The organism is Sulfitobacter delicatus (genome assembly GCF_900102535.1).
GTDB classification, from domain to species: Bacteria; Pseudomonadota; Alphaproteobacteria; order Rhodobacterales; family Rhodobacteraceae; genus Sulfitobacter; species Sulfitobacter delicatus.
On the sequence record NZ_FNBP01000001.1, the window covers coordinates 141,436 to 164,000 of the forward strand.

General features: G+C 61.1%; 26 protein-coding genes. 7 read left to right on the forward strand and 19 right to left on the reverse strand.

Annotated features, from left to right (window positions below; all coding sequences use genetic code 11):
• Window positions 1-5: 5 nt before the first annotated feature.
• From BLS57_RS00780 to BLS57_RS00790, 3 genes are all read right to left on the reverse strand, one after another.
• Window positions 6-1,184 (reverse strand): type III PLP-dependent enzyme, encoded by a 1,179-nt coding sequence (locus tag BLS57_RS00780; protein WP_093739103.1) that lies wholly within the window; start codon window positions 1,182-1,184, stop codon window positions 6-8.
• Between the two features lie 190 nt (window positions 1,185-1,374).
• A complete protein-coding gene (locus BLS57_RS00785; RefSeq protein ID WP_244153565.1) occupies window positions 1,375-2,427 on the reverse strand; it encodes an endonuclease/exonuclease/phosphatase family protein in 1,053 nt (350 codons plus the stop codon).
• A 183-nt stretch (window positions 2,428-2,610) separates the two neighbouring features.
• Window positions 2,611-3,393: a DUF1013 domain-containing protein gene (locus BLS57_RS00790; protein ID WP_093738198.1), complete on the reverse strand. Its 783-nt coding sequence runs from the start codon at window positions 3,391-3,393 to the stop codon at window positions 2,611-2,613.
• A 123-nt stretch (window positions 3,394-3,516) separates the two neighbouring features.
• On the opposite strand from BLS57_RS00790, the gene BLS57_RS00795 reads away from it, so the two are divergent.
• Window positions 3,517-4,161, forward strand: coding sequence for a ribonuclease T2 family protein (locus BLS57_RS00795; protein ID WP_093738200.1), 645 nt, complete (start codon window positions 3,517-3,519; stop codon window positions 4,159-4,161).
• 244 nt (window positions 4,162-4,405) lie between these two features.
• Here BLS57_RS00795 and BLS57_RS00800 read toward each other — a convergent pair whose 3' ends face one another.
• A complete protein-coding gene (locus tag BLS57_RS00800) occupies window positions 4,406-5,392 on the reverse strand; it encodes an NAD(P)H-quinone oxidoreductase (protein WP_093738202.1) in 987 nt (328 codons plus the stop codon).
• A gap of 96 nt (window positions 5,393-5,488) precedes the next feature.
• Between BLS57_RS00800 and BLS57_RS00805 the strand changes: the two genes are divergently transcribed.
• Both BLS57_RS00805 and BLS57_RS00810 read left to right on the forward strand, forming a co-directional pair.
• Window positions 5,489-6,718, forward strand: a complete 1,230-nt coding sequence (locus BLS57_RS00805) for an AMP-binding protein (protein WP_167356354.1) — start codon at window positions 5,489-5,491, stop codon at window positions 6,716-6,718.
• Window positions 6,715-7,821, forward strand: a complete 1,107-nt coding sequence (locus BLS57_RS00810; protein ID WP_093738206.1) for a thiolase family protein — start codon at window positions 6,715-6,717, stop codon at window positions 7,819-7,821. Before BLS57_RS00805 ends, BLS57_RS00810 begins: the two co-directional genes overlap by 4 nt.
• A gap of 33 nt (window positions 7,822-7,854) precedes the next feature.
• Here BLS57_RS00810 and BLS57_RS00815 read toward each other — a convergent pair whose 3' ends face one another.
• The 4 genes from BLS57_RS00815 to BLS57_RS00830 all read right to left on the reverse strand — a co-directional run bounded on the left by BLS57_RS00815 (window position 7,855) and on the right by BLS57_RS00830 (window position 10,537).
• Window positions 7,855-8,400: a biotin transporter BioY gene (locus BLS57_RS00815; protein ID WP_093738208.1), complete on the reverse strand. Its 546-nt coding sequence runs from the start codon at window positions 8,398-8,400 to the stop codon at window positions 7,855-7,857.
• A 62-nt stretch (window positions 8,401-8,462) separates the two neighbouring features.
• Entirely contained in the window at window positions 8,463-9,059 is a 597-nt protein-coding gene (locus BLS57_RS00820; protein WP_093738210.1) for an energy-coupling factor transporter transmembrane component T family protein, read from the reverse strand.
• Entirely contained in the window at window positions 9,034-9,768 is a 735-nt protein-coding gene (locus BLS57_RS00825; RefSeq protein WP_093739105.1) for an energy-coupling factor ABC transporter ATP-binding protein, read from the reverse strand. The genes BLS57_RS00820 and BLS57_RS00825 overlap by 26 nt, the downstream gene beginning before the upstream one ends.
• A gap of 76 nt (window positions 9,769-9,844) precedes the next feature.
• Complete coding sequence (locus BLS57_RS00830) at window positions 9,845-10,537, reverse strand: COQ9 family protein (RefSeq protein ID WP_093738212.1); 693 nt, start codon at window positions 10,535-10,537, stop codon at window positions 9,845-9,847.
• A 110-nt stretch (window positions 10,538-10,647) separates the two neighbouring features.
• Between BLS57_RS00830 and rpsU the strand changes: the two genes are divergently transcribed.
• Entirely contained in the window at window positions 10,648-10,854 is a 207-nt protein-coding gene (gene rpsU, locus BLS57_RS00835) for a 30S ribosomal protein S21 (RefSeq protein WP_007118112.1), read from the forward strand.
• A 273-nt stretch (window positions 10,855-11,127) separates the two neighbouring features.
• Here rpsU and BLS57_RS00840 read toward each other — a convergent pair whose 3' ends face one another.
• A complete protein-coding gene (locus tag BLS57_RS00840) occupies window positions 11,128-11,586 on the reverse strand; it encodes an Lrp/AsnC family transcriptional regulator (RefSeq protein ID WP_093738214.1) in 459 nt (152 codons plus the stop codon).
• A gap of 138 nt (window positions 11,587-11,724) precedes the next feature.
• On the opposite strand from BLS57_RS00840, the gene ald reads away from it, so the two are divergent.
• Window positions 11,725-12,843, forward strand: coding sequence for an alanine dehydrogenase (ald, locus tag BLS57_RS00845; protein ID WP_093738216.1), 1,119 nt, complete (start codon window positions 11,725-11,727; stop codon window positions 12,841-12,843).
• Between the two features lie 60 nt (window positions 12,844-12,903).
• On the opposite strand, the gene mscL is transcribed toward ald, so the two are convergent.
• From mscL to pheS, 6 genes are all read right to left on the reverse strand, one after another.
• Entirely contained in the window at window positions 12,904-13,335 is a 432-nt protein-coding gene (gene mscL / locus BLS57_RS00850; RefSeq protein WP_093738218.1) for a large conductance mechanosensitive channel protein MscL, read from the reverse strand.
• 118 nt (window positions 13,336-13,453) lie between these two features.
• On the reverse strand, window positions 13,454-14,557 hold the full coding sequence (locus BLS57_RS00855) for a histidine kinase dimerization/phosphoacceptor domain -containing protein (protein WP_341868810.1): 1,104 nt from the start codon (window positions 14,555-14,557) through the stop codon (window positions 13,454-13,456).
• Between the two features lie 209 nt (window positions 14,558-14,766).
• Window positions 14,767-15,210, reverse strand: coding sequence for a YtoQ family protein (locus BLS57_RS00860; RefSeq protein WP_093738222.1), 444 nt, complete (start codon window positions 15,208-15,210; stop codon window positions 14,767-14,769).
• A 17-nt stretch (window positions 15,211-15,227) separates the two neighbouring features.
• The gene (gene pheT, locus BLS57_RS00865; protein ID WP_093738224.1) at window positions 15,228-17,624 is read right to left on the reverse strand and encodes a phenylalanine--tRNA ligase subunit beta; all 2,397 of its coding nucleotides are present in this window, start codon (window positions 17,622-17,624) and stop codon (window positions 15,228-15,230) included.
• On the reverse strand, window positions 17,621-17,971 hold the full coding sequence (locus BLS57_RS00870) for a hypothetical protein (RefSeq protein ID WP_093738226.1): 351 nt from the start codon (window positions 17,969-17,971) through the stop codon (window positions 17,621-17,623). The genes pheT and BLS57_RS00870 overlap by 4 nt, the downstream gene beginning before the upstream one ends.
• A complete protein-coding gene (gene pheS, locus BLS57_RS00875; protein WP_093738228.1) occupies window positions 17,968-19,041 on the reverse strand; it encodes a phenylalanine--tRNA ligase subunit alpha in 1,074 nt (357 codons plus the stop codon). The genes BLS57_RS00870 and pheS overlap by 4 nt, the downstream gene beginning before the upstream one ends.
• Before the next feature lie 176 nt (window positions 19,042-19,217).
• Between pheS and BLS57_RS00880 the strand changes: the two genes are divergently transcribed.
• Together BLS57_RS00880 and BLS57_RS19685 are read left to right on the forward strand one after the other, a co-directional pair.
• Window positions 19,218-19,892, forward strand: coding sequence for a type 1 glutamine amidotransferase domain-containing protein (locus BLS57_RS00880; protein WP_093738230.1), 675 nt, complete (start codon window positions 19,218-19,220; stop codon window positions 19,890-19,892).
• Between the two features lie 93 nt (window positions 19,893-19,985).
• Window positions 19,986-20,162, forward strand: a complete 177-nt coding sequence (locus BLS57_RS19685) for a hypothetical protein (RefSeq protein WP_167356355.1) — start codon at window positions 19,986-19,988, stop codon at window positions 20,160-20,162.
• 12 nt (window positions 20,163-20,174) lie between these two features.
• Here the strand turns inward: BLS57_RS19685 and BLS57_RS00885 are convergent, their stop codons facing one another.
• The 4 genes from BLS57_RS00885 to BLS57_RS00900 form a co-directional block, all read right to left on the reverse strand.
• Complete coding sequence (locus BLS57_RS00885) at window positions 20,175-21,371, reverse strand: Hint domain-containing protein (protein ID WP_093738233.1); 1,197 nt, start codon at window positions 21,369-21,371, stop codon at window positions 20,175-20,177.
• 241 nt (window positions 21,372-21,612) lie between these two features.
• A complete protein-coding gene (rplT, locus tag BLS57_RS00890) occupies window positions 21,613-21,978 on the reverse strand; it encodes a 50S ribosomal protein L20 (RefSeq protein WP_007118124.1) in 366 nt (121 codons plus the stop codon).
• Window positions 21,979-21,993: 15 nt separating this feature from the next.
• Window positions 21,994-22,194: a 50S ribosomal protein L35 gene (gene rpmI, locus BLS57_RS00895; RefSeq protein WP_007118125.1), complete on the reverse strand. Its 201-nt coding sequence runs from the start codon at window positions 22,192-22,194 to the stop codon at window positions 21,994-21,996.
• A 123-nt stretch (window positions 22,195-22,317) separates the two neighbouring features.
• Window positions 22,318-22,542 carry a hypothetical protein gene (locus BLS57_RS00900; RefSeq protein ID WP_093738235.1) on the reverse strand — a complete coding sequence of 75 codons (225 nt, stop codon included), beginning with the start codon at window positions 22,540-22,542 and terminating at the stop codon, window positions 22,318-22,320.
• Window positions 22,543-22,565 lie beyond the last annotated feature (23 nt).

The window sequence follows — 22,565 nt, forward strand, 5'->3', positions numbered from 1 at the left end:
GGCTCTCAGAGCACGATCACATCAAGCGGCGGAAATCCGTTAAACCCAACCGAACTGTACGAGCTTGTGTAAGCACCGCAAGCGCGAATCATCACTTTGTCGCCATCTTTCAGGGCCAAAGGCAGGTGGATCGGGCGTTTTTCGTAAAGAATGTCCGCCGAATCACAAGAAGGGCCGGCCAGGACGCAGGGTCCGGTCTCTTCGCCATCATGCGGGGTGACGATCTGGTACCGGATCGCTTCGCCTTCGGTCTCGGCAAGGCCAGAGAACCGGCCAATGTCGAGATAGACCCAGCGGTGCAGATCGTCCGCAGATTTGCGGCTCACGAGCATGACTTCGGCAGCGATATGCCCCGCCTCGGCCACCAGCCCCCGGCCCGGCTCTGCCATCACCTGCGGCACATCGCCAAAGCGCGCGTTGACCGCATCCATCACAGCCTCAGCATAGGCGCGGGGCGCTTCGATGCTTTCGCCATAGAAAGCCGGGAAGCCGCCACCGAGGTTTAGCAGTTGCAGGTCATGCCCATCAGCGCGTGCAGCGTGCCAAAGGGGCGCCACCTGATCCAACACCGGGTTCCAGAACTCCGCCTTGCGGGTCTGAGAGCCGACGTGGAAGGACAGGCCGAAGGGCACGAGGCCCACAGCGACCGCATGGTTCAAGAGCGCAGGCAGAGCGGACCCAGCACAGCCAAATTTACGGCTCAGCGGCCAGTCCGCCATCGAATTTTCGACGATCAGCCGCAGATAGACCCGCGCACCCGGCGCATGGGCGGCGATCTTGTCGAGTTCGGCTTCGCTGTCCGCGGCAAAGAGGGTCACACCGGCGGAATGCGCAAAAGCAATGTCGGACGCGCGTTTGATGGTGTTGCCGAAGGAAATATTCTCGGGCTTCGCGCCTTGGCTCAGGCAAAGCTCGATCTCGGCACGGGATGCCGCATCAAATCCCGAACCCTTTTTAACCAGCAAACGAATGATCTCAGCCGCCGGGTTAGCTTTCACCGCATAGTGGATGTGCGCCTGTCCCAGACCCGCACGCAACGCGTCAAACTGCGCGGCCACACGCTCGCGGCTGATGACCAGCGTCGGCTTGTCAAAGCTGTTGGCCGCGATATATGCGGCAGCCGGATCGGCGTGAATGGACGGTGCGGCGCGCAGGGCGCCGGGGACTGTAGCGTTCATGGTCATCTCCAAAGAGCAGGTGGGGGGAAAAGGAGCCCCGCGTGTCGTTTCAAGAGACGTTACCGTCGCTACATAAACGCGGGTCAGTCAGGTTATAAACTGACCGGCCAGAGGCGCGTGCGTTGGCGTCTGTATTGCGCCATGTACGCCCTTTTAGGATTCGTACAAGGGGTAATATTCGCCTTGGCAAAAATAGTCATTTGTCCTCGTCTTCCCAGTCACTTCCGATGGGCTCGCGCTCACGCTGGCGCTCCTCTGCGATCATCTCCTCGGTCTCTTGTTCTTCTTCCGGATCAACGTCTTCCGGGTCGCTCACAGCGGCCTCTGTTTGGGCCAAAGCCAAGACGAACCACATCGGGAAATGATCCGATCCAATCTTATCGAGCCGGTCCATCTCGAGCAGGCGGAACTGGGCGTCATGGAACAGGTGATCTAGCGGCCAACGCATCCAAGGCATCGTGGCGCTGAAGGTATTATACATCCCTCGCCCGACCCGCGGATCAAGCAAGCCCGACAGGCGCTGAAACCGCCGCGTGGTGGTGGACCATGCCACGTCATTGAGGTCACCTGACACGACCGCTGGCAGAGGGTCTTCTGTCGCTTCCATACCCACCAGCGCGATATCACTGTCGCGCCCCTTGGTATCATGGTCGATGACCGGCGGCTCGGGGTGGACCACATAAAGCCGGAAATCTTCGCCGACCGGCAGATGCACCCGCACACGAATGGAGGGCACATCTGTCGTCACCTTCTCGCGCACTTCGACCTCGGACAGCGGCAGCCGCGACATGACGCAAAGCCCGTAGCCGTTGTCGAGCGGCACGTCGATCCGGTGGTCGTAATTCTTGCCGATCCCGTCATCAAGCGCATCGATCCAATCTTGGTCCACCTCAATGGCCAAAAAGATGTCCGGCGTGCGCGCTTCGGCCAAGGCGATGAGCTTGCCATAGTCGCGGTTGGACTTCTTTACATTGGCCGCCAGCAGGCTGAACTGCCGATCCGTAGCACGTCGCAACCCAGGCTCCGCTGCGAGCGATTGCTTGCGCCAAAGTGGCGTGAATTTGGTGATGTAAAGCGCGTGAAGAATGGCGACCCCGAGCATCAGCGCAATGCCGATGGCCCCGGTTGGCGTGGTCACCCCTTCAATCCACGCGAAACCAATTGCCAGCAACAGAGCGAGGCCGAGGAATTGCTCACGAGGAAAGGCCAGTCCACGGATAAAGCCAAAGGGCAATTTGCTCAGGGGCAACAGGCTGCACAGTAGCAGCAATCCAGCCAAACCCCATATGCCCCAATCCAATGCCGTATCCAAAACCATCCCCCGACGCTTTGCGCCTTTGCTTAAGAAAAACAGGGCGCCGGTTTACCCGACGCCCTGTCATCATAACACATCCTTGGGGCGAAAGTTCCTGCCCGCCCGGTCGCGTTCGGCTCAGCCTTTGGCTTTATCTTCCGCGTCGTCGTCTTCTTCGGCGTCAGAGTCTGGCAGCGAGAAGAAGCTATCGGCATCAGAGTAATCACCCTTCTGCTTGTCTTCATCCTCGTCCTCTTCCGTGCTGTTGCCGGACAGGGTGAATGTCTCTAGACCTTCGATCGCCGTGGGGATCTTGGGCTCATTGTCCATGCCAAGGCTCTGCTCGGTGGAGACCAGCTTGCGACGCTCGTCGTCGTTCATAACCTGACCTTCAGCAGCCTTCTTGGCGGCGGCCTTTTGCACGGCAGCGTCAAGCTCGGACTGTTTGCACAGGCCAAGGGCCACCGGGTCGATCGGCTGAATGTTCGCGATGTTCCAATGCGTGCGCTCGCGAATCGCCTGAATCGTTGGCTTAGTGGTGCCCACCAGCTTGCTGACCTGACCGTCGCTCAGCTCAGGGTGGAACTTGACCAACCAAAGGATCGAAGCGGGACGGTCCTGACGCTTGCTAAGCGGCGTATAGCGCGGGCCACGGCGCTTTTCTTCGCCCTCGGCAGCCGCGTTGAACTTGAGCTTCAGCTTGTGCATGGGGTTTTCCTGCGCAGCGTCGATCTCTTCTTGGGTCAACTGGTTGTTGGCAATCGGATCAAAGCCCTTCACGCCCTGCGCCACATCGCCATCCGCGATGCCCTGCACTTCCAACTCGTGCATACCAACGAAATCGGCGATCTGCTTAAAGCTGATGGTGGTGTTGTCCACGAGCCAGACGGCGGTGGCTTTGGCCATAATCGGTTTTGCCATGTCACTCTCCTATAAACGCAATTTTCCCGTCGCCTGAAAGGCTGTCCTGTCTGGCAGAACGGTCTTCATTGTCGGGGAAGTTGGCGGCTGTATACTGGCTCAAACGCCATAAGGGAAGACCCAATGCAGCCTCTGCGCGCCTGTCTGCTGACCCTCAGCCTGCTTACACCTTTCGCAACTCATGCCGAGGGCGAGCGGGCGGGTGAATTCGACTACTACGTGATGTCACTGTCATGGTCGCCGAACTGGTGTGAGTTGACCGGCGACGCACGTCGCTCCCCCCAATGCGCTGACGATACTGGCCACGGCTGGACGCTGCATGGGCTCTGGCCACAATATACGCGCGGCTACCCGTCCTACTGCCAAAGTGGTCTGCGCCCGCCCAGCCGGGCGCAGACCGGGGCGATGGCGGATATCATGGGCACCGGCGGATTGGCATGGCACCAGTGGAAAAAGCACGGCTCCTGCACCGGCCTTGGTCCGGCGGATTACTTCGCCCTTTCGCGGGAAGCCTACGGGCGGGTCATCCGCCCCGAGGTGTTTCGCAAACTTGACCGCGACGTGGCCCTGCCCGCCTCTGTCGTGGAGGAAGCCTTTCTGAAAGCAAACCCCAGGCTAAAGCCCGAGGGGATCACCATCACCTGCAAACAGGACCATATCCAAGAGGCCCGGATCTGTCTTTCGCGGACGTTAGAGTTCATCCCCTGCGGTCCCGACGTCCGCAGAGACTGCACGTTGGAAGACGCGCTCTTCACGCCGCTACGCTAACCCTTGTTGAAGCGTGGGGAGCCTCCGGCGGAAGTATTTTTGGCCAAAAAGAATACGAGGAAGGCGCATATGCCTTCCCCGCCGAGAACGGCCAAAGACCACTCTTTCCGGCGCGGCCATCGGCGCTTCCGCCTGTACCGCAGGACAAGTAGAGCGGCGGTTGGTTAAGATTTGATTACTCTTTTTGGCCCTAAGTACTTCCCGCCGGAGGCACCGCTTTGCCCCCGGCAAAGCGCTTCCGTTCTCAGTCAGAGACCTTCAGAACGATTTTCCCGATATGCCCACTGGCTTCCATACGGCGGTGCGCATCGCAGGCATCCGCGAGATCATAGGTGCTGTCCATCACCGGCGCTACGCGGCCCGCTTCTAGCAGCGGCCACACGTTATGCAGCAACTCATCGGCAATCCTTGCTTTGGCGAGGTCGCTCTGCGGGCGCAGGGTCGAACCGGTCATAGTCAGGCGGCGGGTCATCAGTGTGACGAAGTTCACCTCTTGCTTCGCCCCTTGCAGGAAAGCGATCTGTACCAGCCTCCCGTCCTCGGCCAGCGCCTTGAGGTTGCGGTTGATATAGCTGCCGCCAACCATGTCGAGGATGACATCCGCCCCGCCTTCGGCCTTTAGCACATCGACAAAGTCCGTATCGCGGTAATTGATCGCGACCTCGGCACCGAGCTTCATACAGGCCGCGCATTTGCTATCAGTCCCTGCCGTCACAAACACCCGCGCACCGAACACCCGGGCCAGTTGGATCGCTGTCGTGCCGATGCCGGACGACCCGCCATGGATCAGCACTTTTTCCCCAGCCTTCAGCCCCCCGCGCATAAAGAGGTTGGACCAAACGGTGAAGAATGTTTCGGGCAGGCATGCGGCTTCTTTCAGGCCCATACCCTCCGGGATCGGCAAGCAATGGGTCGCCGGGGTGGCAACATACTCGGCGTAGCCGCCTCCGGGCAGCAGCGCGCAGACCAGATCGCCGGGCGCGAGGGTGGTCACGCCCGGTCCGACTTCAACGACCTCGCCCGAGGCTTCCAGCCCTGGCAGATCGCTTGCCGTCGGCGGCGGGGCATATTTGCCTGCGCGCTGCAGTGCGTCGGGGCGGTTCACCCCGGCATAGGCGACCTTGATGATGACTTGTCCATGTTTCGGCTGCGGCCGCGGGCGGGTGGTGCCTTGTAGGACATCCGGACCGCCGGGTTCGGTGATTTCGATTGCACGCATGGTCTCTGTCATGTCTGAAGTATCCTCGGGTCTGGTTTTGCCGCAGCCTAGCGGGCGGCTTCGGGGCATGCACCCGGAATTTCGGATCCGGCTATGCGGGAGGGCCAGATGGTCGCTGAGGATAGATTTGCGTGGCATGAAGCGGCCCGGCTCTTCGCGGGGGAGCAAGAGATTGCGCGGACAGCAGACTGGCCGTCCGGTGATGGCTTCCGCGCTCTTGCCGCATCTCCAGCACGCGATGCTCTGCCAGCGCTTGCACAGGCGCTTGGCGCTTCCGCACCCTTCGCCCTGAGCGACCACCCGCTGCCTAAAAGCTTGAACTGCCCGCCCGGCTATTTTCTTACACTGACCGGGGGCGCGTCAGGCCACCCCAAAGCGGTCCGTCGCAGTCAGGCATCTTGGATCGCCAGTTTTTTGGTCAACGCCGAAAGGTTTGGCCTAAGCCCCTCGGACAGCGTCGCAGTGCTGGGGCAATTGAGCCATTCGCTATCCCTCTACGCCGTTCTGGAAGCGTTGCACCTTGGACTGGACACCCATGTGCTTGCCGGACAATCGCCGCGGGCTCAAGCGGTGCGTATGGCAGAGGTTGGCGCGACCCTGCTCTATGCCACGCCCACGCAACTACGCCTGCTGGCGCGCGCTGCGCAGAACGCATTGCCCTCTGTCCGGTTGGTGCTTTGCGGTGGTGGCGCGCTGGATGCAGCGACAAAAGCCGCCATGCAGACCCTTTGCCCTCATGCGGCGGTGTATGAATTTTACGGCGCGGCGGAAACAAGTTTTATCACGCTCTCAGGTGAGGCTACCCCGGCAGGCTCCGTCGGCCAGCCCTACCCCGGGGTGACGCTTCGGTTAGTGGATGACGCCGGAAGGGAGACTTCGGGGCCGGGCGAGGTCTGGGTGAAAAGCCCTTACCTGTTCGACGGCTACGCTTTGGGCGACAGTGCTGACACACGCCGGCGTGACGGCTTTGTCACCGTGGGCGAGATGGGCGAACTGGATGCAGCAGGGAACCTCTGGATCAGAGGGCGGCGCAAGCGGATGGTGCAGATTGCAGATCAGACGGTCTTTCCCGAAGCTGTAGAGGCCGTGATCACTGCACAGGGGTATGTTTGCGCAGTCTTGCCGCGAAACGATGCCCTGCGCGGGCAGCATCTTGTGGCGGTAATTGAAGGTAAGGCTGACCCAGTGGAAAAAGCGGCAATCCTTTCTGCCTGTCGCGCGGAGCTGGGCGCTTTGGTCTCCCCCCGCGAACTACTGTTTCACCCTGAACTGCCGCTGCTGCCTTCGGGCAAAACGGATCTGCGCGCCCTCTCGGTTTGGCTGGAGGGTCAGTCATGACCCGTGCGCTCATCGTATCCGCCTGCCGCAGCCCGGTGGCGCCGCGCGGTGGGGCACTTTCGCACTTGTCTCTTCCCGATCTCGCGGCCCCTGTTGTCAGCGCCGCGCTTGCGCGAGCGGGACTGACCGCAAACAGGGTGGATGAGGTGATCTGCAGTACCGCCATTGGCCCCGGCGGCAACCCGGCGCGCAGCGTCGCCTTAGCCTCCGGCCTTCCGGAAGGCGTCGCGGGGTTGAGCATTGACCGGCAGTGCGCCGGTGGGTTGGACGCTTTGGCGCTCGCCCGACAGATGGTCCTGAGCGGTGCGGCAGAAGTGGTCGTTGCGGGCGGCGTCGAGAGCTATTCCCGCCAGCCACTGCGCTACCGCACCTTCGTCGGCGGACGCCCGCCGGAGGCCTACGGCCAAGCGCCCTTCACGCCTTGGCCTGACCGCGACCCCGATATGGCCGAGGCCGCCGCTGCGCTCGCCCGCGCGCAGGACATCAGCCGCGCGGCGCAGGACGAATGGGCGGTGCAGAGCCATGCGAAAGCGCTCGAACATTTGCCCTCGGAGGCTGAATTGGTCCCCCTTGCGGGATTGGACAGCGACGCTTTCACCCGTCGCCTTACCCCCGCGCTTTGCCGCCGCGCGAAGGTTCTGACCGGGGACATCACATCGGCCAATGCTGCCGTTGCGGCTGATGCGGCTGCGTTCTGCATGGTCGTGTCAGACCGGGTGGCCGAAGAACTTAGCGGTCCAAAGGTCGAACTGCGTTCCACGGCAACAAAAGGCGGCAGGCCCGAAGAACCCGGGCTGGCCCCTTTGGTGGCGATCGGAGATCTGTTCCGGCAAAGCAACCTGGCACCGGGCGATCTGGACGTAGCGGAGATTATGGAAGCCTACGCGGTACAGGCAATCGCTTGCGTGAATGGTGCGCGGCTGTCGCCGGGCATCGTCAACCTCGGCGGGGGTGCCTTGGCCCGCGGCCATCCGATTGGCGCTTCCGGAGCGATCAATGCGGTGCGTCTTTGGCATGAGTTGGTCGCGCGTGGCGGGGGGACCGGCTTGGCCGCCATCGCCGCTGCGGGGGGGATCGGCTCTGCCGCGCTTATGCGGCTGTAGGAGCCTGCCCCCTTTGGGAGCAGGCCGAGAGGTTTAGGCGCGCGACAGCAGGCTCGCGGGACGGGCCTTGGCGAGACCGGAGGTAATGAACCCGGCTAAGACAGCCTTGATCAGATCGCCGGGGATGAAAGCTTGGACCAGCAGCGTCGCCTCGACCACGGTTTTGTTCAGGGTCATCATCATCCCGAAGATGCCAAAGACATAGACCACCAGCGTGCCGCCGATGACCGAAGCCACCCCGGCTGCAAGCCCCACCGGCGCGCTGCGCCACTGATCCATGATAAAGCCGGTTACAAAAGCACCGATTGGGAAGCCCACGAGGAAACCAACGGTTGGAGAGGCGAAAACGCCGAGGCCACCACGACCGCCTGCGAGCAGCGGCAGGCCAAGTGCCACCAGCCCGACAAAAAGCAACGCAGCAAGCCCACCACGCCATGCGCCCAGCACAGTGCCGCAGAGCATGACGCCCAGCGTCTGCGCGGTGATCGGCACGCCGAAGCCCAGCGTGAATTTCGGGATCAGGCCCAAGGCTGCAATCAATGCAGCGAAAAGGGCGATCATGGTCAGATTGCGTTCCATGGTAGGAGTCCTCGGTTTGAATTTGGCTTTGGGTAAGCCAGCCCCCTGCCCCGGTCAAGCGGTCAGAGGCCACCCCGCGCGCGCAACGCTTCGGCAACATGCTCCGCGTCGTCGATGGCCAGCACGGTGAAAGGCATCACGATCCGCCAGCCCGAACGCCGCCGCGACCGCGCCCGCCACGCGAGAGAGAGCATCTGCCCTTTCGCTGCCAGCACGGGGGTGAAACGCACCACTAACGCCACGGCCAGCTCCAGACTACGCGTCTCGACGCCAAAACGCCGTAGCGGTGACGCCAGCCAACGCACGACCGCCATCATGTCGCTGAGCTTCGTCGTCATGGTCACGAGGTTCGCCAGTCCAACGGCAGTTACCATGCGCAGCGCGATGACCAATCCGGCCACGGTATCATCGGTCAGCAGATGCCAAAGCACGATGAGCGCAACGAAAGGCCAGAGCATCCGCAAGCGCCCCAGCCCGACCCGCAGGAATGTCCGCCCCGGCAGGGCATAGAGCACCAGCATCCCGGCGCAAAATGCGATCTGCCATGCCAGATCCTCAACCGCGAAAAGCAGCAGTGTCGCCGCGCAAAGGGCGGCGAGCTTGACCCCTGCGGGCCAGCCGTGGGCGCGGGTTTCAACCGGCGAGGTTAGAGAGATCATCGCTCGCCCCCAGTTCCCGCATCCGCATCTCAAAGCTGCGCAACACTGGACGGGCCGCGCCTTGCTGCGCCACCTCGCCGCGTTCCAGCCAGAGGATATGGTCATAATCGGCAACAGCCGCTGGATCGTGGGTAATATGTACCAAGGTCAGTTCTAACCCAGCGAGCACCCGCTCCAGATGCATCCGCGTTGGGATATCGAGCCCGGCAAAAGGCTCATCCAGCACCAGTACCCGCGGCTGCATAGCCAGTACCGCCATGAGACAGACAAGTTGCCGCTGCCCCTGCGAAAGCTGGTGGATCGAGGCCTGCGCCCAATGTCTTTTGTCAAATTGCCCGAGGATCGCCGCAACGCCCCGCGCGGCTTCGGCCTTGGACTGGCCCATTTGATGCAGGCCGAAGGCAATTTCCTCTTCCACGGTCGGGAAAATAATCTGATGATCCGGGTTCTGGAACAGAATGCCCACTGCACCGATGGCACGACGTCGATCTCGGGAGACATCAATACCGTTGATCCGCACCTGCCCGTCATCGGCAGCGACGAGGCCAGAGAGCACCCTCGCAAATGATGTCTTGCCTGACCCGTTGCGCCCGACAATCCCGATGCGTTTTGCGTCCGACTGCAATGACACATCCCTCAACACGGCCACACCGGCGGGGGTGTAGCTGACCTTGGTGAGGTCGATGAGCGGAGACGTTGGGCTGGTCATCATGCGCCTGTGCAAAATCGGGTGCCCTGCCCTATCACCTAGCACGCAGGCGGGAAAGCCCGCGCTGTCGTTTCGATCAGCGCGGTGGGGTCCAACGCCCCGGTAGATCGGCGTCACGAACAGAGCGCGGAGCTTTGATTTGGCTCAAGAGCCAGTTTGGTCCCGCCATCAGACGGCTCAACGTCGGGCTTTCGCGGACCTGCGCCTTAAGTTTTTCGATCTGCATCACATCGTCGATACGCCGGTCAAGAAAGGACCACGTCGCGCCATGCCCTTCACTGGTATCGCCAAGCCAATAGAGCAGCGTGGCAGAATAGACCCCCGAAAGCGTTGCACGCTTGCTGTACCAGTTCACATCATCCGAGGTGTCTCCGAGAGCCGTCCAGATCGCGTCGCAGGTTTCCCAGATCAGCCGCGCGCCTTCGGGCGCGTGATGCGGTAGAGCAAAAAGCGTGCTGCCGCGCCGGATGGTCTCCCGGTCGCCCGCCTCTAACCGCAAACGCAGGGCTTTGGCGATCCGGTCGCGAAAGCGCATTTCTGAGAGATCTGCTTCGGCCAGAGCTTCCAGCATTCTGACATCCCCGCGCTTGTGATAGGCCACCGCGAGGTCCACTGCACCGCGCGGGCAGAGGGCACGGGCCAAAGCCGGGTCTAACCCGCTGTCTTTGACCGCAGCATCAAAGGTCGCGGGCGACCAGCCGTCGAAGGGCACATGAAGGAGTGCTGCATCAAGCAATTGGTCCTTGGGGTCGGCCTTGGGCGGGGTCATGGCGGGCTCCTTTCGGGGCTGGATGGGGTGGACAAACTGGATATAGCTTGCTATAGGGCCATTTCCTGCAATTCCTTGCAACTTTATCCTAGAAAGGTGGTGACAACCACATGCAGGTTAGTGTTCGCGACAACAACGTCGATCAGGCCCTTCGGGCTCTGAAGAAAAAGCTACAGCGCGAAGGCGTTTTCCGTGAAATGAAGCTCAAGCAACATTTCGAGAAACCGTCCGAGAAAAAAGCGCGCGAGAAAGCTGAAGCGATCCGCCGTGCCCGTAAACTGGCACGCAAAAAAGCGCAACGCGAAGGTATGATGTAAATCATTCCCGCGACACGCGACAGATATAGAACCCCCGGTGCCGATGGCAGCGGGGGTTTTGTTTTGTGGGGGGGGAGCCGGGCAGCGCCAGACCGGGGGCCGGCGCTGAGAACCTTCCAATTGGGTAATTTATGGCGGCTGTGCTTGGGAAATATCGCAGGACAGCACTCCGACTGCAAAAGCGCCAGCCCAAGGGCCGGTCTGGCGCTGCCCGGCGGCCTTCGGCCTTGATTCCGGGCGATTAACGTGCGGCGATACCCAAGCGCCAGCCAGCTAAACTGGCAGCGCCGTTGTCTTACACACCGTTCGCAGCGCAAAACTCGACTGCATCTGTGCCACCCCCGGTAACCGCGCCAAGTGCTGACGATGGATCCGTGCAAAATCCTCGGTATTCTCAGCGACGATCTTCAACAGGTAATCCGCCGTCCCCGCCATCAAATGACACTCCAACACATCGGGAATGCGCGACACCGACTTCTCAAAGGCCTCAAGCACCTCCTCTGCCTGCGCCTGCAAAGTGATCTCCACAAAGACCGTCGTGGGCATGTTCAGCTTGCGCGGATCAAGCAGCGCTACATAATCGCGAATGTAACCTTCCTTCTCCAACCGCTGCACCCGGCGATGACAGGCCGAAGGCGACAGATGCACCACATCCGACAGGTCGGAATTCGACAGCCGCCCGTTGCGCTGTAAGGCGCGCAGAACACGCCGATCAATCTCGTCCAAGGCCATTTGCGCAAAACTTTCGCGTTTAACTCTCACTTAACGCAATACTATTCGAACGCCCCCTACCTTGGCGAGCCCAATTTCGCACGGAAATGCACAGACGTTGTGATAGCTCTGTACCACTACGGAGGAGGAGGAACCCCCATGAAAATCGGATGCCCGACAGAAATCAAACCGCAGGAATTCCGCGTCGGCCTGACGCCCAATGCCGCACAAGAAGCCGTTGCCCATGGGCATGAGGTGATCGTGCAGGCAGGGGCCGGGGTCGGCGCGGGTTTTGAAGACGCTGACTACATCGCCGCAGGTGCCACCATCATCGACACGGCCGAGGAAATTTTTGCCAGCGCCGACATGATCGTCAAGGTGAAGGAGCCTCAGGCGGTCGAGCGCAAAATGCTGCGCGAAGGCCAGTTGCTGTTTACCTATCTGCACCTCGCCCCCGATCCTGACCAGACGCATGACCTGCTGGCTTCGGGTTGCACAGCCATCGCCTATGAAACCGTAACCGACCGCAACGGCGGCCTGCCTCTGCTGGCGCCCATGTCCGAAGTCGCGGGCCGTCTGGCCCCGCAGGTGGGTGCTTGGACACTGCAAAAGGCCAATGGCGGACGCGGTGTGCTGATGGGCGGCGTGCCCGGTGTGGGTCCGGCCAAAGTTATGGTCATCGGTGGCGGCGTCGTCGGCACCCATGCGGCGCGGATCGCGGCGGGCATGGGCGCGGATGTGACCGTCCTCGACCGCTCCCTGCCCCGGATGCGCTATCTGGATGACATTTATGGCGGCACCTTCAAGACCGCCTATGCCAGCGCGGGCAATACCATCGAACTGGCCCGCCAATCCGATATGATCATCGGTGCGGTGCTGATCCCTGGTGCAGCGGCGCCCAAGCTGATCAGCCGCGCGCAACTCTCCGAACTCAAACCCGGCGCGGCGCTGGTAGACGTGGCCATTGACCAAGGCGGCTGTTTTGAGACCTCCAAGGCAACCACGCACCAAGATCCAGTCTATGAGGTCGATGGCGTGATGCACTACTGCGTGGCCAACATGCCGGGCGCTGTGGCGCGGACCTCGACCATCGCGCTTGGCAATGCCACCATGCCCTTCATGCTGGCATTGGCCGACAAGGGCTGGAAGCAAGCTTGCGCGGACGATCCGCACCTTAAGGCCGGACTAAACGTCCATGCCGGTAAGCTGACCTATGCCGCGGTGGGCGAAGCGCTCGGGATCGACAGCGTTACAGCCGACCAAGCGATTGCAGGCTAACCGCGCGTTTAAACGACGAAGGCCCGCCAACTGGCGGGCCTTTTCTCTACGGCTCCAGCCTCATCGGCTTTTCAGCGCATCACGAATTTCCAACAGCACATCCACCTGCGACGGGCCAGTCTTAACCTCCGGCGCGACCTCGTCTGGCTTTTCCGCTGCAGCTTTTACACGGTTGACCATCTTCACTAGAACAAAGACGACAAAGGCGATAATGAAGAAATTGATCACCGCCATCAGAAACGACCCATAGGCAAAGACCGAGGCCCCGGCCTCCCGCGCCTGTTCAAGTGAAGCATCAGCAGGCACGTCCCCCGAAAGCACCGCGTAGTTGTTGGTGAAATCCACCCCGCCGGTGAACAGACCCACAATCGGGTTAATCAGATCGGCAACCAATGACGAGACAATCGCCGTAAAAGCGGCCCCGATGATGATGCCCACGGCCATGTCCATGACATTGCCCTTGGCGATGAAGTCCTTGAATTCCTGAATCATATCCTGTCCCTTTAAAACGCGCGGCCTGTCCAACCGACCTAAGGAATAGTGACGAGCAACAACAGCTTTGGTCAATCCTTGAATGCCCAAAGTCATGGATGCGGGACCAGAGCGCCGCCTATTTCGCGAAAGAAACCATCATCACCGCCCCTTCGGGGGTGAAGTCTGTTGTCAGCCGGCCGTTCAACTGTTCTGCCGCGGTCGCCATGAGCTTTTGTCCAAGGCCCGTGCTATCCGCGCCAGAGACAGTCCCGCGTGAGCCGGAAGGCTCATGCCCTCCGCCATTGTCGCGACATTCCAGCAGCCAGCGCGCGTCTCCGTCAGAGCGCAGCGAGAGTGTAACTTCCCCGGCCCGTCCGCCTTTGAAGGCGTGCTTGATTGAATTGGCAACAAATTCGCTGACGATCATTCCGATGGCCGACGCCTGTATGACCTGCAACTCGCCCGGATCAGCAGTGCAAGTGACCGTGACATTATCAGGCGCGCCCGCGGCGAGCAGTTTGCCCAACTGGTTGAGAAAGGAATCCGCACCCACAGTGTCCTTACCCTCGCGGGTCATCAACTCGCCATGGAGCGACGCCACAGCCGTGAAGCGCCGCTCAACCAGCGCCAAAACGTCCTTCGCATCCGCGTCCTTAACCTTACGACTGGCCATGCGCAGCAGGGAGGCGATGGTCTGAAAGGAGTTTTTCACCCGATGATCCATCTCGGCACGCAAGGCAGCTTCGATGCGGATTTTCTTGCGCAACTCCAGCTGCATCATCACATGGCGTGACAGGGTTTGCAGCGCTTGGCGCTGAAATTCGGTCAAGGTTCGCGGCTTGGTGTCGAGCACACAGAGCGTCCCAATCGGCTGCCCGTTCGGCGCGACGAGGTTCGCCCCGGCATAGAATTTCACGCGGGGATCGCCGATATAAAGCGGGTTGTCGACGGTACGGGAGTCCGCGCCCATGTCGGGAATTTCGGTGAAGTCTTCACTTAGGATCGCATGCGAGCAGACCGATTGATCCAGCGCAGTTTCGTGCGGCTCGAACCCCACACGCGCCTTGAACCATTGCCGCCCTTCGTCCACCAGACTGATGAGCGACACAGGCGTGTCGCAGATTTTTGACGCGAGATCGACAATATCGTCAAAGTCGGCTTCGGCGTCGGTATCTAGAACATCATAGGAGCGCAGCGTCTCTAAACGTGCATCCTGTTCGGGGGGCGGGTCGGCTAGAATAAACCTTGTCCTTCCAGTCTTGAACCGAGCCGCAGCTCAGTTGGGGGTCGGAGATGGCCTGCCTTTGAAGCAGTCTGAAACTTACAAACATCAAGCCTCAAAAAGGTTGTAGCCTAAGCGCCGCCTACGTCCACCTGCGCAGCAAGACGATTCGGCGGCTAAGACTTGATAAATGTTAAATATTGCCGATAACGCGGCTAATTGGGAGCTTACGCTGGCAGTTGTCCGGTCAGTACATAGCGCAGGATCTCAACCACTTGTTTCGGCTCCGAGGCCACAGCAAGTGCCGCCGCATCCACTTCCTTCAGCGCATGGGCATGATCGGCCCCATGCAGGATAATCAGCGATTTGCCCAGAGCGGCGGCATAGCCCGCGTCAAAAGCCGCGTTCCATTGTTTGTACTGCTCGCCAAAGCGCACCACGACGACATCTGCTTCGGCAATCGCCTTGCGGGTGCGGATCGCATTGATCTGCGCGCCCTTGCGGTCGTGCCAGAACTTGTCGTCCTCACCCCCAAGGATCGCCACGCCGCAATCATCAGAGGCGGCGTGGTCGGTGACCGGCGCGGTGAAAGTCACGTCGAGGCCTTCGGCCCCGGTGATAATCTGTTCGCGCCAGTCGGTGTGGATTTCACCGGAGAGATAGACTTTCATGGCTTCCGTCCTTTCGTTCAGCCGCGCAACACGCCGCCGGTGGCTTTGGTCACCTTTTCGACGACCTTGGCCCCCACGGCTTCGATGTCGGCATCTTTCAGCGTCTTGTCAGAGGGCTGCAAGCGCACCGTGATGGCAAGGGATTTCTTGCCTTCGCCAAGGCTGCCACCGATGAACTCGTCAAAGACGCGCACATCGTCGATCAGGCTCTTGTCGGCCCCCTTGGCCGCATTCACCAGCGTCAGCGCCTCGACATCGGCATCGACTACAAAGGCAAAGTCACGCTCAACCGCCTGTAGGTCGCTGATCTGCAGCGCCGGGCGCGTTGCACCGGATTTGCGCGGCATAGGCACTTCGGCAGGGTAGATGGTGAAGGCCATCGCCGGGCCTTTGACGTCCATCGCCGCCAGCACGCGGGGATGCACTTCGCCAAAGACGCCAAGCACCTTTTTCGGGCCGAGGCAGATTTTGCCGTGACGGCCCGGATGCCACCACTCTGCCGCACCGCGCAGGATTTGCACCTTGGCGGGCGCACCGATGGCCGAGAGCACCGCCTCGGCATCCGCCTTGGCGTCGAACACATCCACCGCCCGCGCCGCACCATGCACGTCGCGCGGGCCGGTGCGGCCGACGAGCAGGCCCGAGACCATGATCTGCTCTTCGCCCGGCTCACCGCCGGAGAAAGCAGGGCCCACCTCAAACAGCGCCATATCGGCAAAGCCCCGCGCCTGATTGCGGGCGGCCGCTTGCAGCAGACCGGGCAGCAGATCGGGGCGCATGTGGCTCATGTCCGAGGAGATGGGGTTCTCCAACCGCGTCTCATCCGTGCCACCGCCAAAGAGCGCGGCAGAGGCTTGGTCGATGAAGCTATAGGTCACGCATTCGTTGTAGCCGAGCGCCGCCGCCGTGCGCCGGGCGGTCACCACGCGGCGCTGCATCGGCGAAAGCACCGGGCGCGGCACGCCTGTGGTCAAACGCGGCAGGGGCTTGCCCTGAAGCTGCGTCAGCGAGGCGATCCGTGCGACCTCCTCGACCAGATCAGCTTCACCCTGCACATCGGGACGCCAGCTTGGCACCTGCGCCATGTCGCCGTCGAGTTGGAAGCCAAGCGCGGTAAGCGTCTGGCGCTGGTCGCTTTCGGGGATCGTCATGCCGACGAGCGATTGCACCTTGGCAGCGTCCAGCTTGTAAGCGCGTCTGGTGTCAGGCACCTGCCCCGCCACCACAACCTCAGAGGGCTCACCGCCCGCGTGATCCAAGATCATCCGCGTGGCATGTTCAATGCCATAAGGCGTCCATGCCGGGTCCACACCGCGCTCGAAACGGTAACGCGCGTCGGAGTTGATCTTGAGCGCGCGGCCCGCATAGGCGATCTGCACCGGGTCCCAATAGGCGCTTTCGACAAAGACGTTCACCGTGTCTTCGGTCACGCCCGTCGCTTCGCCGCCCATGATGCCCGCGATGCTCTCGACACCGCTGTCGTCGGAAATGACCATCTGCCCCGCTTGCAGGGTGTAGGTTTTCTCATCCAGTGCCGCGATCTCTTCGCCGCCCTTGGCACGGTGCACGCGCAGGTTGCCTTTGACCTTATCAGCGTCAAAGACGTGCAGCGGGCGGTTGCGGTCAAAGGTGAAGAAGTTGGTCACATCGACCAAGAAAGAGATCGGACGCAGCCCAATGGCGCGCAAGCAATCCTGCAACCACTGCGGGCTGGGGCCGTTCTTCACGCCCCGGATCACGCGGCCATAGAAGACCGGGCAGCCGTCCAGCGTGTCTTCGTCGATGCTGACACCGATGGGCGAAGCAAAGCTACCCTCCACCGCATCGCAATCGCGCGGCTTCAGCTTGCCCAAGCCCCGCGCTGCAAGGTCGCGTGCAATGCCGCGCACGCCAAGCGCATCGGGGCGGTTGGGCGTGATCGCGATCTCGATCACCGGGTCGACCTTCGCCGGGTCATTCTCGGCCAGCCAGTCGATGAACCGGTCGCCGGGCTTGCCCGAGGGCAGCTCAATAATGCCGTCGTGCTCTTCGCTCAACTCCATCTCGCGCTCGGAGGCCATCATGCCAAAGCTCTCGACACCGCGGATTTTGCCCACACCGATGGTCGTGTCGATCCCCGGCACATAGACGCCCGGCTTGGCCACGACGACAGTGATCCCCGCGCGGGCATTGGGCGCGCCGCAGATGATCTGCATGACGCCCTCGTCGGTCTCGACCTGACAGACGTTCAGCCGGTCGGCATCGGGGTGTTTCTCGGCCGTTTGCACATAGCCGAGCGTAAAGTCGGCAAGCTTCGCCGCCGGGTTCTCGACGCCTTCGACTTCGAGGCCGAGGTCGGTCAGGGCATAGGTGATCTCATCAATCGACGCCGTGGTGTCGAGATGGTCCTTGAGCCAGGAGAGAGTGAATTTCATTTGTCATTCCTCGCGAAGTATAGGCGACGCACCGCCCAATCGAACATTTTGACGATCTTGCCCCAAAATAGAGCGATCAGACCGATAGCGATCAACAATGGCCAAACGAACCACACCAACGCGCTAGCGAGAAACGTTCCTGAAATATAGCCAGCGGACCCGGTTAAAATCATCGCGCCGGAGCTGTGGGCTACAGCGGAAATGCCGAAAATCTTGCCTAATGCCACCATGGCGCCCGCTGCACCCAAACTAGTGCCACTTACCGCAGCACGACTCCAGACTTTTTCTTTCCGGTTCCACTTGTAGTTGGCGATCCGAGCCAACCCAGCGACAATTACATCCTTCACCGCGACAACCCACCATGCAAATTCGGCTGATCCAAGCTCGCGAACCCATAATGCCGCAGCCAGCGCAGGTCTGCATCAAAGAACGCCCGCAGATCCGGAATCCCGTATTTCAGCATCGCGATCCGGTCGATCCCCATGCCAAAGGCGAAGCCCTGCCATTCATTCGGGTCGATCCCGCCCGCCTGCAACACCTTGGGGTGCACCATGCCGGAGCCCAAGACTTCCATCCAGCCGTCGCCCTCGCCAATGCGCAATTGGCCGTCGACCCACGAGCACTGGATGTCGACCTCAGCCGAAGGCTCGGTGAAGGGAAAGTGCGAGGCGCGGAAGCGGGTCTTGATGCCGTCGATCTCGAAAAACGCCGAGAAGAACTCTTCCAGCACCCATTTCAGGTTCGCCATCGACAGGTCCTTGTCGATCGCCAGCCCTTCGACCTGATGGAACATCGGCGTGTGGGTCTGGTCATAGTCCGCGCGGTAGACACCGCCGGGGCAGATGATGCGCAGGGGCGCGCCTTCGGCCTCCATCGTGCGGATCTGCACCGGGGAGGTATGGGTGCGCAGCACATGCGGGGCGCGGTCGTCGCCTTCACCACGGGCCATGTAGAAGGTGTCCATCTCGGCCCGCGCGGGGTGGTGGCCGGGGATGTTCAGCGCGTCGAAGTTGTACCAATCGGTGTCGATGCGCGGGCCTTCGGCGACGGAAAAACCCATCTCGGCAAAGATCGCGGTCAGCTCTTCGGTGACTTGGCTCACCGGGTGGATGCTGCCCTGACGCTGGTGCCGGGTTGGCAGGGTCACGTCGAGCCATTCGCTGCGCAGGCGCTCGTCTAGCGCGGCATCGCCAAGTGCTGCCTTCTTGGCGGCAAGCGCCGAGTTGATCTCGTCCTTCAGCGCGTTCAGCGCGGGGCCCGCGACCTGCCGCTCTTCGGGGGTCATCTTGCCCAGCTCGCGCATCTTCAGGGCCACTTCGCCCTTCTTGCCGACAGCGGCCAGCCGGATGTCCTCCAGCGCGGATTCGTCGCCCGCATCGGCGATTTGGCTCAGGTACTTTTGCTTCAGATCGTCCATGACAGGCCCTTGGAATAATACCCCGTCCTGCTAGCCCTCCCGCCCCTTGAATGCAAGCCGTAGGGCGGCGGGGCGAAATAACGGAACCATCGCTTGCGCGACACGTTGGCCCGCATCGACACGCCGCGCCTGCCCCCGCAGCGCGCGCGCACAACCTCCCCCGAAAGGAGAAACCGATGAAAATTCTGATGGTTCTGACATCGCATGATGAGCTGGGCGACACCGGCAACAAAACCGGCTTCTGGCTCGAAGAGTTCGCGGCCCCCTATTACGTCTTCAAAGACGCCGGCGCCGACGTGACCCTCGCCTCGCCCAAAGGCGGCCAGCCGCCGCTTGACCCCAGCAGCGACAGCGACGACGCACAGACCGACGCCACGCGCCGCTTCAAAGACGACGACGCCGCGCAGAAAGACCTCGCCTCAACCAAAGTGCTGGGCGATGTGGATGCCGACGGCTTCGACGCGATCTTCTACCCCGGCGGCCACGGCCCGCTCTGGGACTTGGCGACCGACGCCGACAGCAAGCGCCTGATTGAGACCTTTTGGGCCTCCGACCGCCCCGTAGGCGCCGTCTGCCACGCGCCTGCGGTGTTCAAGAACACGCAGCATGACGGCAAGCCGCTTGTCTCCGGCAAACGCGTCACCGGCTTTACCAATACCGAGGAAGAAGGCGTTGGCCTTACCGACGTAGTGCCCTTCTTGGTTGAGGACATGCTGAAGGAAAACGGCGGCGACTACAGCAAGGGCGACGACTGGGCGTCTTATGTGTTGGTCGACGGCAAACTGGTGACCGGCCAGAACCCCGCCTCCTCTGAGGAAGCCGCCAAGGAAATGCTGGCACTGCTGAAGTAACCAAACGGGGGGGGGGGCGCAGGCAGCGCCCCCTACCGCCTACGGGAACTGCGGCGCCGAGCGGATCGTTTCGCTCCTGAAAGGAACCTCATTATGACCGAATATGATCGCACCACCGGTGAGCCATGGAATGACGCGGACCTTGACCAGCTTCGCATTCTGGCGGCTGAGGACAAGGCGCTTGGCGTCATTGCTGTGCAACTTGGTCGCACCGAAGAGGCCGTCAAGAACAAAGCCAATGCCGAAGGGATCAGCTTGATGGGTGGTTGACCCATCGCCCAGTCACGAAGCCAGAAGCCGCGCCCCGCGGTCCAAATGCCGGCTGATCAATTTCTTCTGACGGGCATGAGAGGGGATTTCATGAACCGGAATGTCGCGGTCCCGCACCTTTAGAGCGCCTGGAAAGAGCGAAGCGAACTCCTCCCGCTGCGCATGGGTAAGGGTCCGCTCTGCGTCAGCGTTCAACAAAAAACTCTCTGCCGGTGCGCCTTCGGCATAGATCACTTCGTGCCGTTCAAAGATCAGGTGAAAATACTCGATCCGCTCGACCTTGTGGTCGACATATATGCCCGGCATGTCGGTCAAGCGGATTGCGGCGATCAGAACCGCAGCCGCGCCCAGCATCCGCCGGACAAGGGGCGATTGTGCGACCATCCGGTGCTGACGCGAGACCAACAGGTCGCGCTTTGGCAGACCCGCGCCCAAAGCCCCCGCAGTGATACGTACCGGGTAGAGCTTCGGGTTCTTACAAAGGTCTTGCTTTTCCACGATGCGACTGACTGGCAGTATGAGTTCTTGATAGTTTCCGTCTTGGGTCAACACCCGGCAGCCGGGTTCGAGCACTTCGATGGGCAAGTCGCCCTGATCCGTTGCAATCAATGTTCCACGGGTAAAACAGGTCACGCTCGCAGGCTTCAAGTCGCCCTTCTGCTCCATCGTGTCGATGTCGGAGTTCCACCGCAGATCTCCCAGCAGGCCACCCTCGGGCAGGCCGGAAAAGTCGATCACCATGGTGGTAAATAGGTCTCCTACAGCATCGCTATCGGCCAGGTTCACAATCCCTGAATAGGTCGCCGTCAACTCACCGGGCATGTCTTCGTATTCCGGGGTTATTTCGAAGGGGAAACCCTGCAAGGAGCCGGGCGTCGACTCGCCACCGGGGTCTTCTTCTGTTGCGATTGTCGTATCGAATACCGAACTTGCGGGCTGAAGGTCGAACTCCAGCGAAGTCAGTATTTTCGTGGTCGAAAGCTCATGCCAGTCGTAACCGAAAGACATGTCAATGTTTTCCCCCGTCGCCCCGCCGTTGGTATAGGGATCGAGCGCCTTCCAGGTGATCGTTTCTGTCGTGCCGTCCGCATAGGTGGCTGTGATCACTGCCCCTTCCAGATCGACGCCGCGAGAACTGGTGTCCTCGCGAATGCCATAGACGGATTCATGGGGATTTTCGTCCAGCCGGACGACATCAATAGCGGGCATGGCTTAACCCACGGTTCACTGGTTCCATTGCGATAAAATCCGTTTCACGTGCTCAAAATTCAACTCAAATCCGCCACAATAATTGCGGCCCTCGCCGCCTTAATGGCGGCTGGCTGGGGACAGCGCATGACGGAAACAAGGGATTCTCAAGGCCTTTTTACGGCACGCGGAATACGACTTCCCCAAATGCAAAAAGCCCCGCCAAATGGCGGGGCTTTCGCTAATTCAAAGCAATGTCAGCTTAGGCTGCCAGTGCGTCCTGGGCCTGCTTGACGATCGCGCCAAAGGCTTCGGGCTCATGCACGGCCAGATCGGCGAGAACCTTACGGTCCACTTCGATACCGGCCAGCGACAGACCGTTGATGAAGCGGCTGTATGTCAGCGCTTCGTCGTGGCTGCGCACGGCAGCGTTGATCCGCTGGATCCACAGCGCGCGGAAGTTGCGCTTGCGGTTCTTGCGGTCACGCGTTGCATATTGGTTGGCCTTGTCGACCGCCTGTGTGGCGACCTTGAAGACGTTCTTGCGCCGACCATAGTAGCCTTTTGCGGCTTTGATGATCTTCTTGTGACGCGCGTGGGTGACTGTACCACCTTTTACTCGGGACATCTCGGTACTCCTATATCAGCGGGCGTAGGGCATGAAGCCCTTGATGATCTTCGCATCGGGCTCGGACAGAGTTGTCGTGCCGCGTGCGTTACGGATGAACTTGTTGGTCCGCTTGATCATACCGTGCTGTTTACCAGCTTGGCTGCCGATGACCTTACCAGTCGCCGAGACCTTAAAGCGCTTTTTGGCGCTCGATTTCGTCTTCATCTTGGGCATTTCCGTCTCCGTCTTTTGAGTTCGGTATAAACACGACTCGGCATGCCTCTGAGGCCGGTCGTGCAGGCTAAGATGCGCCGTATAGGGGGGCGCTGGCGCGGATGCAAGAGGTTTTGATACAGCTCAGGGCAGGAAGTCGGCCGCCACTGAGACAAAGACATTCGGCAGTTCGGCAAAACTATAGCCGCCGGGATTTGCCCGCAGGGCATAAAGGATCAGCCCTCCGGCGATTAGCACCGTCAGCGCCGAGGCGCGCGGGGCGCGTCGGTCGGTAAGGGCGGACAGGATGGAAGGGACGGACAGGACCGCCAGAAGGCAGCCGATGACCAAGGCAAGATCCGTATTCATGTCGCCCCTTTCCGTGTTTAGTT